This is a genomic window from Kineosporia sp. NBRC 101677 (assembly GCF_030269265.1).
Taxonomy (GTDB): domain Bacteria; phylum Actinomycetota; class Actinomycetes; order Actinomycetales; family Kineosporiaceae; genus Kineosporia; species Kineosporia rhizophila.
The window spans coordinates 326,255-337,002 of sequence record NZ_BSTA01000004.1 but is presented as its reverse complement, the minus strand read 5'-3'; the positions used below and the strand labels follow the sequence as shown (position 1 = coordinate 337,002).

General features: G+C 69.1%; 11 protein-coding genes and 2 tRNA genes. 6 read left to right on the top strand and 7 right to left on the bottom strand.

Annotated elements, in window-relative coordinates:
- Nucleotides 1-17 precede the first annotated feature (17 nt).
- Complete coding sequence (locus QSK18_RS14295) at nucleotides 18-314, top strand: hypothetical protein (protein WP_232812498.1); 297 nt, start codon at nucleotides 18-20, stop codon at nucleotides 312-314.
- On the opposite strand, the gene QSK18_RS14290 is transcribed toward QSK18_RS14295, so the two are convergent.
- The 3 genes from QSK18_RS14290 to QSK18_RS14280 form a co-directional block, all read right to left on the bottom strand.
- Nucleotides 315-887 (bottom strand): dihydrofolate reductase family protein, encoded by a 573-nt coding sequence (locus QSK18_RS14290; protein ID WP_232812497.1) that lies wholly within the window; start codon nucleotides 885-887, stop codon nucleotides 315-317. It lies immediately after the preceding gene.
- Nucleotides 888-948: 61 nt separating this feature from the next.
- Nucleotides 949-1,022 (bottom strand) — tRNA-Leu (locus QSK18_RS14285).
- 19 nt (nucleotides 1,023-1,041) lie between these two features.
- Nucleotides 1,042-1,114: transfer RNA gene (locus QSK18_RS14280), tRNA-Trp, on the bottom strand.
- A gap of 285 nt (nucleotides 1,115-1,399) precedes the next feature.
- Between QSK18_RS14280 and QSK18_RS14275 the strand changes: the two genes are divergently transcribed.
- On the top strand, nucleotides 1,400-1,975 hold the full coding sequence (locus QSK18_RS14275; protein WP_285619493.1) for a hypothetical protein: 576 nt from the start codon (nucleotides 1,400-1,402) through the stop codon (nucleotides 1,973-1,975).
- A gap of 32 nt (nucleotides 1,976-2,007) precedes the next feature.
- Here the strand turns inward: QSK18_RS14275 and QSK18_RS14270 are convergent, their stop codons facing one another.
- Together QSK18_RS14270 and QSK18_RS14265 are read right to left on the bottom strand one after the other, a co-directional pair.
- A complete protein-coding gene (locus QSK18_RS14270; protein WP_232812495.1) occupies nucleotides 2,008-2,316 on the bottom strand; it encodes a DUF7455 domain-containing protein in 309 nt (102 codons plus the stop codon).
- A gap of 251 nt (nucleotides 2,317-2,567) precedes the next feature.
- A complete protein-coding gene (locus QSK18_RS14265; RefSeq protein WP_285619491.1) occupies nucleotides 2,568-3,683 on the bottom strand; it encodes a GGDEF domain-containing protein in 1,116 nt (371 codons plus the stop codon).
- A 159-nt stretch (nucleotides 3,684-3,842) separates the two neighbouring features.
- On the opposite strand from QSK18_RS14265, the gene QSK18_RS14260 reads away from it, so the two are divergent.
- Entirely contained in the window at nucleotides 3,843-4,685 is an 843-nt protein-coding gene (locus tag QSK18_RS14260) for an alpha/beta fold hydrolase (RefSeq protein ID WP_232812493.1), read from the top strand.
- Between the two features lie 11 nt (nucleotides 4,686-4,696).
- Here the strand turns inward: QSK18_RS14260 and QSK18_RS14255 are convergent, their stop codons facing one another.
- Complete coding sequence (locus QSK18_RS14255; protein WP_232812492.1) at nucleotides 4,697-5,902, bottom strand: MFS transporter; 1,206 nt, start codon at nucleotides 5,900-5,902, stop codon at nucleotides 4,697-4,699.
- A 119-nt stretch (nucleotides 5,903-6,021) separates the two neighbouring features.
- Here QSK18_RS14255 and QSK18_RS14250 point away from each other — a divergent pair, with 119 nt between their 5' ends.
- Nucleotides 6,022-6,483: a hypothetical protein gene (locus QSK18_RS14250; RefSeq protein WP_232812491.1), complete on the top strand. Its 462-nt coding sequence runs from the start codon at nucleotides 6,022-6,024 to the stop codon at nucleotides 6,481-6,483.
- 4 nt (nucleotides 6,484-6,487) lie between these two features.
- On the opposite strand, the gene QSK18_RS14245 is transcribed toward QSK18_RS14250, so the two are convergent.
- Entirely contained in the window at nucleotides 6,488-7,714 is a 1,227-nt protein-coding gene (locus tag QSK18_RS14245) for an ROK family transcriptional regulator (RefSeq protein ID WP_285619488.1), read from the bottom strand.
- A gap of 168 nt (nucleotides 7,715-7,882) precedes the next feature.
- Between QSK18_RS14245 and mmsA the strand changes: the two genes are divergently transcribed.
- Both mmsA and mmsB read left to right on the top strand, forming a co-directional pair.
- Nucleotides 7,883-9,430 (top strand): multiple monosaccharide ABC transporter ATP-binding protein, encoded by a 1,548-nt coding sequence (mmsA, locus tag QSK18_RS14240; protein WP_285619487.1) that lies wholly within the window; start codon nucleotides 7,883-7,885, stop codon nucleotides 9,428-9,430.
- Nucleotides 9,427-10,731, top strand: a complete 1,305-nt coding sequence (mmsB, locus tag QSK18_RS14235) for a multiple monosaccharide ABC transporter permease (protein WP_232812488.1) — start codon at nucleotides 9,427-9,429, stop codon at nucleotides 10,729-10,731. The genes mmsA and mmsB overlap by 4 nt, the downstream gene beginning before the upstream one ends.
- The last annotated feature ends 17 nt before the right edge of the window (nucleotides 10,732-10,748 follow it).

Sequence of the window (10,748 nt, the reverse complement as noted above, 5' to 3'; positions counted from 1 at the left end):
ATCCCCCGAGGAGCGAAGTGAGCTACCCGAACAACTGGCAGCAGGACCAGCCCCACCACCCCCAGCCCCAGCACGGCCGTCCGATGCAGCGCCGCACCCGTGAACCGTTGTCGTTCTGGCAGACCGTGGGGGCCGTCGTGGTCGGCCTGATCCTGGGCACCGTGGTCATCTGGGTCCTGACCCTGTTGCTGTTCTTCCTCGGCGCGGCCGCCCTGTTCGACCAGGTCAGCGACAGTGGCCTGCTGGAGGACACGAGCAGCACCGGGACGGGCGCCGAGCTCGACTGCGACCTGTACGCCGCCGAGGACTGCTAGCTAGCGCACCACGTCGAACACGTTCTTCTGCACGCCGTTGGAGTAGGTCTCGTGCTCCACCAGCTGCAGCTTCTGCACGTCCTTGTCGCTCTGGCTGAACAGCCGCTTGCCCGCGCCCAGCAGCAGCGGGAAGACCAGCAGGTGGTAGCGGTCGATCAGGCCGGCGTCGGAGAGCGCCTGGTTGAGCGTGGCGCTGCCGTGCACGATGATCGGCCCGCCCTCGGTCTCCTTCAGGGCCGCGACCTCCGGCACCGAGCGCAGGATCGTGGTCTCGCCCCAGCCCTCGACCAGGTCGTCCTCGCCGAGGGTGGTGGAGACGACGTACTTGGGCAGTTCCTTGTAGATGGCGAAGTCCTCCATCGCCGGCCAGACCGGGGCGAAGGCCTGGTAGCTCACCCGGCCCAGCAGCATGGCCCCGGCCTCGGTCTGCTCCCGGCCCTTGATCTCGTAGGCCTCGGGCACGAAGTCGACGTTCTTGAACGTCCACCCCGAGTTCCGGTAACCGGGCTCCCCGCCCGGTCCTTCGACGACCCCGTCGAGCGAGACGAAAGCGGTGCTGATCAGAGTGCGCATCAATGCGTCCTTACCGGCTCGGCGATCTTCGACGGAAGAGACGCTATCGGCCGCCGGCCAGTGCCCGTGGAAGGAGTCGAACCTTCAACCTCCGCATTCTGAGTGCGGCGCCTCTGCCAGTTGGGCTACACGGGCGTGCTGTTAGCTGCTTGCGCAGGGACTGAGGGACTCGAACCCCCGACATCCGGTTTTGGAGACCGGCGCTCTACCAGCTGAGCCAAGTCCCTCTGGGAGACAACGCAGAACGCCGCCTCCCGGGTGTTCCGGGAAGCGGCGCCCTCAAAGACACCTGAACCTGCTCAGGGTCGCGCGGGGCCTCCCGGATGCGCACGGAGAAGTCGCCACAACAGGGTCTGAGTGAACATCCTGCGGCTCCTCTCCGGACGGGTGGTCTGCGAACCGGGTTTCCGCAGAACCGTTCTGGCGCGGCATCAGCATCACACCGCACCACTCCCCCGTGCCACCGATTTTCTCCGCTGGCCGTCCCACCCGGGTTGGGTCAAGATCCGCAGATGCGGAGCAAACTGCTGAATCTGCCCGTCTGGCTGCTGGCGATCGGCGCGGGTGTGTTCACCGGCCTGCTCGGGGCCTCGGTGCGCGTGGCTGTGCTGGTGCTCGGCTTCGACCTGGACGGTGGGGTCGTGTCTAACGCCGTGTCCGGGTTCGTCACCGGGATCGGCCCCGGCCTGGTGGGAGTTCCGCTCATCGCCCGCCGCAATCGGCGCGAGGCCGAGCTCACCGGGCTCGACCCCGACGAGCTCGAGCAGGCACGGCGGGCCAGCGTCAAAGGCCCGGTGCCAGCAGACCCCCGGCTGGTGCGGGCGGCTCGGGACCTGTGCGCGCAACGGCTCGAGACCGCCCGGCGCCACTGGTTCCTGATCGCTGTCTCGCTGACCGTCATGCTGGCCCTGGCGATCGGCTTCGCCGTGGCCGCGTTCGCCTGGTCGCCCTGGTTCCTGGTGATGACGGCCATGCTGCTCTGGCTCACCGGCTTCGTCGCCCTCTCACCCCGCCAGGCCCGGAAGCGGCTGGCCCGGCTCGAGGCAGCCCTGCCCCGCCAAAACGAGCCTGCGGCTCCCCGTCCGTGACGGGAAGCCGCAGAGAGGCTGATCAGATGGGCTCAGGCGGAGGCGCCCGGCTTGGTGTTCTGCTGCAGCACGCCGGAGTCGTCGCGGATCACGGCGCCCTGCTGGACCAGGCTGGCCTCGAGGCTGTGACCGTGGTGGGCGCAGAAGATCAGGGTGCGGCCGCTGGGGAACAGGGCGGTCACGTACGCCTGGGCGCCGCAGGCCACGCGCGGGTTCGGGCTGCCGGAGCCCTCCCGCACGGTGGTGGTGGTCGCATCGCAGCGGTCGGCCGCCGTCAGGGCCGGGACGGCGTCGAAGGCGGACGTCGAGGGGGCCTGCAGTTCGGGGGCGATGGCGGTCACGCGGGGTACCTCTTTCGTTCGGGCGCTCGCTTCGACCCTGGCCCAGGTGGGCCCGGTGTCACGAACGCCGTGACGGCAACTCCTCATCGGTACTGAACGTCACCCTCGTCGTCCGGATTCCCGACCTCTGAAGCGACCATGCCCCGCCCGGGGGTACCTGTGCACGCGAGAGAGACCGACCTCACCCGTTGGGGCGGCCCTCCCCCGTGGCCCGCGCCACATCCGTGCTCTGATCGGGTGTGACGGGCACCTCAGGGGCGGGTGGGGTGCACCTCGACGGGCGGCTGCTCGCCGTCACGCAGCACCCACTGCCCCTTCCCGGCCCGCTTGGCCAGGTACATCGCCGAGTCGGCGCGGCGCAGCACGTCGGCGGCGGTCAGCGTCTCGTCGGCCTGGGCGATGCCGATGCTCATGCTGACGCTCACCGCGACGTCGCCCTCCTGCAGGTGGAAGGGCTCGTGGATGGCGGCGATGATCCGGTCGGCGACGTGCTGGATGCTGTGCAGGTCGGTCCGCTCCCGCACCAGCACGGCGAACTCGTCGCCGCCCAGGCGGGCCGGCAGGTCCGAGCCGCCCAGGCAGCCGATCAGCCGCTCGGCCACAGCGATCAGCAGCTGGTCGCCGGCGTGGTGGCCGTGCCGGTCGTTCACCGGCTTGAAGTCGTCCAGGTCGAGCATCAGCACGGCGAACGGCCGGCCCTGCTGCAGCTGGTCCATCACCTCGTCGCCGAACCGGGCCCGGTTGGGCAGACCGGTCAGCGAGTCGTGGGTGACCTGGTAGTGCAGTTCCTCCTCGCGCAGGCGCAGCTGGTCCACGGTGTACTGCAGCCGGTCGCTGAGCTGTTCGTTGAACCGCCAGAAGGCCAGGATCGCGAACACCTCCACGGCGATCGCCACCACGTGGGTGAGCACCATGACCAGCAGCAGGCCGGTCGGGATGTGCTGGCCGCCGACCCCGTGCATACCGCCCATCGAGAGGTTGAACACGCGCTCGGGGGCGAGCAGGCCGAAGACGAAGTGGTGCACCCCGACCGCGGCGATCGTGCCGAGCAGGGGCCCCCAGCGCTGGTAGAGCGCCACCACGGCCACCGCCGACAGGATGAACAGGTGGGCGTGGATCTGCCCGCCGGACAGTTCCACCCCGGCGAACGAGGCTCCGATCACCGCCACACTGGCGAGCTCGGCCTTCAGCTCCCGCGAGCGCACCAGCCGGGCGGACAGGCCGACGAGGGCCACCAGCCCGGTGATGACCAGGGTCTCGGTCAGCGGCCGGGGCCCGCGCAGACCGGTGATCAGCAGGACGGGGACGCTGACCCAGAGGGTCAGGCGCACGATCCGGTGGCGGGCGTGCCAGGACTCGTCCGTCACCGGCGACCCCTTCGGCATCCAGCCGACCCAGCCGAGCATCCCCATGCCCCAAAATCTCGACAACTCTGCCCGAAGCTGTAGTGGGGAATAGCTGGGCCCGGCCCTGCGCTACCTGCCTCCGTCTCACGGAAACCAGCCGGATCCAGGAAGGACACCACAATGGGCGCGATCAAGGTCGGTAAGCAGAACTCGACCGATATCGAACTGCACTACGAGGACCAGGGCGAGGGTCAGCCGGTGGTGCTGATCCACGGTTATCCGCTGGACGGTGACAGCTGGGAGAAGCAGACCGCGGCGCTGCTGGGTGCGGGTTATCGGGTGATCACCTACGACCGGCGTGGTTTCGGTGCGTCGTCGAAGGTGGCGGGTGGCTATGACTACGACACGTTCGCCGCTGACCTGAACACGCTGCTGACCGAGCTGGACCTGAACGACGTGATCCTGGTCGGGTTCTCGATGGGCACGGGTGAGCTGGCCCGTTACGTGTCGCGCTACGGTGCCGGGCGGGTGGCCAAGCTGGCGTTCCTGGCCTCGCTGGAGCCGTTCCTGCTGCAGACCGACGACAACCCCGAGGGTGTGCCGGGGGAGAACTTCGACGGTATCGCGCAGGCCGCGCGCAGTGACCGGTTCGCCTGGTTCACGCAGTTCTACAACGACTTCTACAACCTCGACGAGAACCTCGGCACGAAGATCTCCGAGGAGGTGGTGCGGGCCAGCTGGAACACCGCCACCCGCAGCGCCCCGGTGGCCGCCTACGCGGTGGTCCCGGCCTGGCTGGAGGACTTCCGCGCCGATGTCCAGGCGGTGAAGGAGGCGGGGCTTCCCACCTTCATCCTGCACGGTACGGGTGACCGCATCCTGCCGGTCGACGTCACCGGCCGCCGGTTCGCTGCGGCGGTGCCCGAGGCCACGTACGTGGAGCTCGAGGGCGCGCCGCACGGCCTGCTCTGGACCCACGCGGACGAGGTGAACAAGGCCCTGCTGCAGTTCGTCCAGGCCTGACGAGAACCCGATCACAGGACGAGGGGACCCGGCTCCACGGGCCGGGTCCCCTCGTCCTCAGTCTGGTTCGAGAGCTGCCTGCCGCCCCAGGCGAACGCCACCGCCCCGAGCAGGGCGGTGGCACCGCACAGGGCCAGAGACCAGCGGTAGCTGAAGACCTCCAGCCACGAGCCGGCCAACAGCCCCGCGCCGAGGACGCCGGCGGTGGTGGCGTTGGAGAACAGAGTGGTGGCCCGCCCGACCGCCGGGGCCATCACGTCCTGGAAATAGACGATTCCGGCGGCGCCCACCACGGCAATCGCTGCCCCGCGCGCTATCTGGCCGAGTAACAGCCCGGTCAGATCCTGGGACAGCATGGTGATCGCGAAATAACCGGTCATCAGCAGCATTCCACCGGGAACCAGCCAGGCCCGGCCCCAGTCGGGCGGAATCAGCGCCAGCCCCAGGGCCACCACCACCTCCACCGCGGCGCAGGCGCTGAACAGCAGGCCCATGCGGGAGGCGGGCAGGTCCAGTTCGTCGGTGACGTAGAAGGGCAGCACCAGCGAACCGGCGATCATCGAGGTGAAGAACAGCGCCACGCCGAGCGTGAGCAGCACGATCGGGGCGCGCGGCAGCGGTACGCGGGCCACCGCTTCGGTGGCCGTCACCTGCCCCGGGCCGACTTTCATCGGCACCACCAGAACCATCAGCGCGGCCCCCAGCAGTACCGCGGCGCTGGCCCAGAAGAGCCCGGAAAAGCTGTAGCGGGCCAGGATCAGCGCCCCCAGCAGCGGTCCCAGGGCCCAGGCCAGTGACCAGCCCGACCGCAGCACCGGCGCCGCCCAGCGCGCGCCTTCGGAGTCGCCCATAACCTGCCGGGCGAGGGCGAAGAGCTGGGGGAAGGCGACCGCGACGACCCCCAGCAGGGTCAGCGAGAGCAGCAGCAGCGGCCAGAACCCGCGGGTGACGGTGAGCAGGGCGTAGCCGGCCGCTCCGCCCAGGCAGGCCAGCACGATGTAGAAGCGGGTGGGCGCCCGGTCGAAGCGGTGCCCGAGCCAGGTGCTGATCACGATCCCGCCCAGCCCGGTCGCCGAGGCCAGCACCCCCACCTGGAACGGCTGCATCCCGGCCTCGACCGCCGCGAACAGCGCCAGGTAGGGCTGTGACAGCGAATCCGCGATCCCCAGAACCAGAACCGCGCCGAGCAGCGTCCCGAACACCCGTCGTCCGCGCATCGGCTCAGCGAAGGCGACCGGCCGTTCCGACCGCAAATCCTTTTCTCCACCCACCTGCGGTCTCCCCCACCGGCCGTTCCCAGCCCCGCACATGCACCCGTTGGCTAGCGTGTACCTCCATGAGTCAGCTTGAAGACGTCGGTGAGCACGATGGTTGGCGATGCTGGGTCTGCGACGAGCCGGTTGATCCCGAAGCATCGGTGAACGACGATCGTGGTCCCAGTGTCGACGCCCGGACCAACAAGCCGAGGGCCAAGGTGGGTAACGACTTCGCCGGGGCGGAGCGGCTGGCCCACCGGGCCTGCAACACCAAGAAGGGTGCGGTCACGCCGGTCATCCCCTGGCCGACCGGCCCGATGATCGCCGATCCGGCGCCGCTGCTGGCGGTGGCCGAGCGCCTGCACCGTAAGGGCGGACGTGAGGTGGTGGCCCGCTGCCCGGACAAGAAGGACGCCACCGAGACCGCGCAGTGGCTGGAAGACCGGTTCTCCCGCCTCGCGCCCGACCTGCCGGTCAGTGCGGCGGTGGACTCCGGCGGCGGCCAGTTCGTGGTCTCCCTGTCAGTGGCCCGTCGCCGCTGAGGCTTCACAACGAGAGCAGGTCGGACACCTGGGGCGAGTAGGTGGCGTAGAGCACCAGGGCCGCTCCGCCGATCGCGACCGCGTCGCGGGCCAGGGGCGAGAGTTCGACCCGGGCGGTGCGGATGCGCCGGGCCATCGGGCGGGTCTGCAGCGCCTGTTCCACGGTGCTGCGGAACCGCTCCTCCACATGGCGCAGGCCGTGCCCGCCCAGCACCACCAGGTCGACGTCGACGATGTTCACCACGTTGACCACCACCGTGGCCAGGTGCTCGGCGGCGATCGCGACGATCTGCCCGGCGAACTCGTCGCCCTGAGCGGCGGTGCGGTAGATCGCCTCGTGTTCCAGCACGGGCAGCTGCCGTAGCGCCGACCCCCGGCCCTGGCCGGCCTCGAGCCGGCGCCGCACGTCGGCCGTGATCGCCTTGGGGCTGATCAGCGCCTCCAGGCAGCCCCGGTTCCCGCAGTAGCAGGCCGGGCCGTCGGGATACACCGAGGTGTGGCCGAACTCGGCCGCGTTCATCGAGCCCCCGCGGTGCACCTGGTGGTTGAGGATGAGCCCGCCGCCGACCCCGGTGCCGACGAAGAAGAAGGCCACGTTGGCCACGCCCCGGCCGGCCCCGGCCCAGCGTTCGCCGATCGCGGCCGCGGTCGCGTCGTTGTCGAGGGTGACCGGTAATCCGGTGGCCTCCGCGACGAGCCGTTTCAGGGGCACCCGATTCCAGTCGGAGAGCTGGGGCGGGCTGATCAGCAGCCCGTCCTCGTGGGCGATCGGGCCGGGCGTTACAAAACCGAGACCTAGAACGTCTTCCCGGGGTACGCCCGCACCGGCCAGCACCTTGTCCACCAGATCGGCCACGGCCGCAGCGATACTCGCCGGATCGGCGTCGGGCGGCGTCGGGCGGCGCAGGCTGCCCAGCGGATGCCCCATGAGATCGACCACCACACAGGACAGTTCGGCCGGGTCGAAGTGCACGCCGACGGCCCGCCCGGAAGAAGCGTTGACCCGCAGGCGCATTCGCGGCTTGCCGCCGTTGGACAGGCCGACACCGTCTTCCCGCACGATGCCTTCGGCGATCAGACGGCGAACAATGCCGGAGACCGTCTGCGGCGTCAACCCGGTCAGTTCCGCGATCTCCACCCGGCTGACCCCGTCCGAGAACTGGATCTTGTCCAGCACCACGGCCCGGTTGTACTGGCCGACCTTCGGGAGATTGGTTCCCCTCTGGCGCACAGTCAACCCCCTTCCCTCACCGTTCGTCGACACAGTCGCGGGACGCCGTTGACTTAGTAAAACAATTGAATTTAGCGTTCGTCGAGCAACGGACGATGCGGTGCGGGGAACGGTCACACCAGGCCGTGGAAACCGAAAAGTTTTCGCGGCAGCACCTTTGGAGGATGCATGGATGCCGCTGGGCCACTCCTGGAGATGCGCTCGATCACCAAGGAGTTTCCGGGGGTCAAGGCCCTCGCGGACGTGAACCTCGTCGTGCGCCCCGGCGAGATCCACGCGATCTGCGGCGAGAACGGCGCCGGAAAGTCCACGCTGATGAAGGTTCTCAGCGGTGTCTACCCCTACGGCTCGTACCAGGGTTCGATCGTCTACCGCGGCGAGGAGACCCGGTTCGCCGACATCCGGGCCAGCGAGCGGGCCGGCATCGTGATCATCCACCAGGAGCTGGCCCTGGTGCCGGGCATGTCGATCACCGAGAACATCTTCCTCGGCAACGAGCCGCGGCGGTTCGGCCGGATCGACTGGAAGAGCGCCAACCACAGGGCCTTGCAGCTGATGGAGATGGTCGGGCTCCGGGACGACCCGGACACCCTGGTCAAGGACATCGGGGTGGGCAAGCAGCAGCTGGTGGAGATCGCCAAGGCGTTCGCCAAGGACGTGCAGCTGCTGATCCTCGACGAGCCGACGGCCGCCCTGAACGAGACCGACTCCCGGCACCTGCTCGACCTGCTGCGCGGTTTCCGCGAGCGGGGCATCACCTCGATCATGATCTCGCACAAGCTGAACGAGATCGAGGCGGTCGCCGACTCGATCACGATCCTGCGCGACGGCCGCACGATCGAGACCCTGGACGTCGCCGCCTCCGGCGCCGACGAGGACCGGATCGTGCGCGGCATGGTCGGGCGGGAGCTGAACAGCCGCTTCCCACCGCATACTCCGGAGATCCAGGACGTGTTCTTCGAGGTGCGCGACTGGACCGTGCGCCATCCGATCTCGACCGAGCGGCTGGTCTGCAAGGGCTCGAGCTTCACCGTACGGCGCGGCGAGATCGTGGGTTTCGCCGGCCTGATGGGGGCCGGGCGCACCGAGCTGGCGATGAGCCTGTTCGGCCGCTCGTACGGGGTCTACCTGCACGGCCGGATCCTCAAGGACGGCCGGGAGGTCGAGCTGAAGTCGGTGGCCGACGCGATCCGGCACGGCCTGGCCTACGTCAGCGAGGACCGCAAGGCGATCGGGCTGAACCTGCTCGACGACATCAAGACCTCGGTGGTGGCCGCCAAACTCGGCAAGATCACCCACCGCGGCGTGCTGGACAAGGCGGCGCAGTACCGCGAGGCCGAGAGCTACCGCAAGAGCCTGCGGATCAAGACCCCCACGGTGGACGAGGGGGTGGTGAAACTCTCCGGCGGCAACCAGCAGAAGGTGGTGCTGGCCAAGTGGATGTTCACCGACCCGGACCTGCTGATCCTGGACGAGCCCACCCGGGGCATCGACGTCGGGGCCAAGTACGAGATCTACGGGATCATCCAGTCCCTCGCCGCCCAGGGCCGCGGCGTGATCGTGATCTCGTCGGAACTGCCCGAGCTGATCGGCCTGTGCGACCGGATCTACACCGTGGCCGAGGGGCAGATCACCGGTGAGACCCGCCGGGGCGAGGCCGATCCGGAGACGCTGATGAAGAAGATGACCTCGACGAAGAGGATGCCGACCCGATGAACTACGTGAGAGACCTGCAGCGCTTCCTCTTCGGCGGCGGCACCTCGAACGCCCGCCAGTTCGGGATGATCTTCACCCTGGTGGCGATCATCCTGTTCTTCCAGATCCGCACCGACGGGCTGCTGCTCACCTCGGGCAACCTGATGTCGCTGATCCAGGGGTACGCCTACATCTCGATCCTGAGCATCGGCATGCTGATGGTGATCGTGGCCGGGCACATCGACCTCTCGGTCGGCTCGGTGGCCGCGTTCACCGGCATCGTGGTGGCCAAGCAGATGGCCGAGAACGACCTGCCCTGGCCGCTGGGCATCCTGCTCGGGCTGATCGTCGGGGCGGCGATCGGCGCCTGGCAGGGCTTCTGGGTGGCCTACATCGGGGTGCCCGCCTTCATCGTCACGCTGGCCGGCATGCTGCTGTTCCGCGGCGGCAACCAGTACATCGGCAACGCCGACACCGTGCCGGTGCCCGAGGGTTTCCGCGACATCGGGGCCGGGTACCTGCCCGAGGTGGGACCGGACACCGGGTACAACAACCCGACGCTGATCCTTGGCCTGGTGATCTGCGTGGCCGTGGTGGTGCGGGAACTGCGGGCCCGCCAGGTGCGCCGGCAGATGGAGGGGGCCACCCCCGCCCCGCTGTGGATCACCGGTGTGCGGATCGCCGTGCTGCTGGCCCTGGTGGTCTACGTGACCCTGCGCTTCGCCGGCGGCCGGGTCGGCACCAGCTTCCCGATCTCCGGGATCATCCTGCTCGTGCTGGCCGTGGCCTACTCGTTCTACACCCGGAACACCGCGGGCGGCCGCTACATCTACGCGGTCGGCGGCAACGCCCGGGCCGCCGAGCTGTCCGGGGTCAAGCTCCGGCGGGTCAACTTCATGGTCATGATGAACATGTCGGTGCTCGCCGCGCTGGCCGGCATGATCTACGTGGCCCGCTCCACGGCCTCCGGCCCGCAGGACGGTCTGAGCTGGGAACTGGACGCCATCGCAGCCGTTTTCATCGGCGGCGCCGCGGTCTCCGGCGGTCTCGGCACGATCAGCGGGGCCATCGTCGGTGGTCTGGTGATGGCGGTGCTGAGCAACGGCCTGCAGCTGATCGGCACCGGCTCGGACATGGTGCAGATCATCAAGGGCCTGTTCCTGCTGGCCGCCGTCGCCCTCGACGTCTACAACAAGAACCAGGGCCGCTTCTCGGTGATCGAAGCGCTGACCCGCCCCTTCCGGTCCGATCCCCCGGACCCGGGCCTGGTCTCGCTGGCCGACGGCGGCCACCAGGACCGCACGACCACCCCGGCAAGTTGATTCACCTGCCCGCGAAT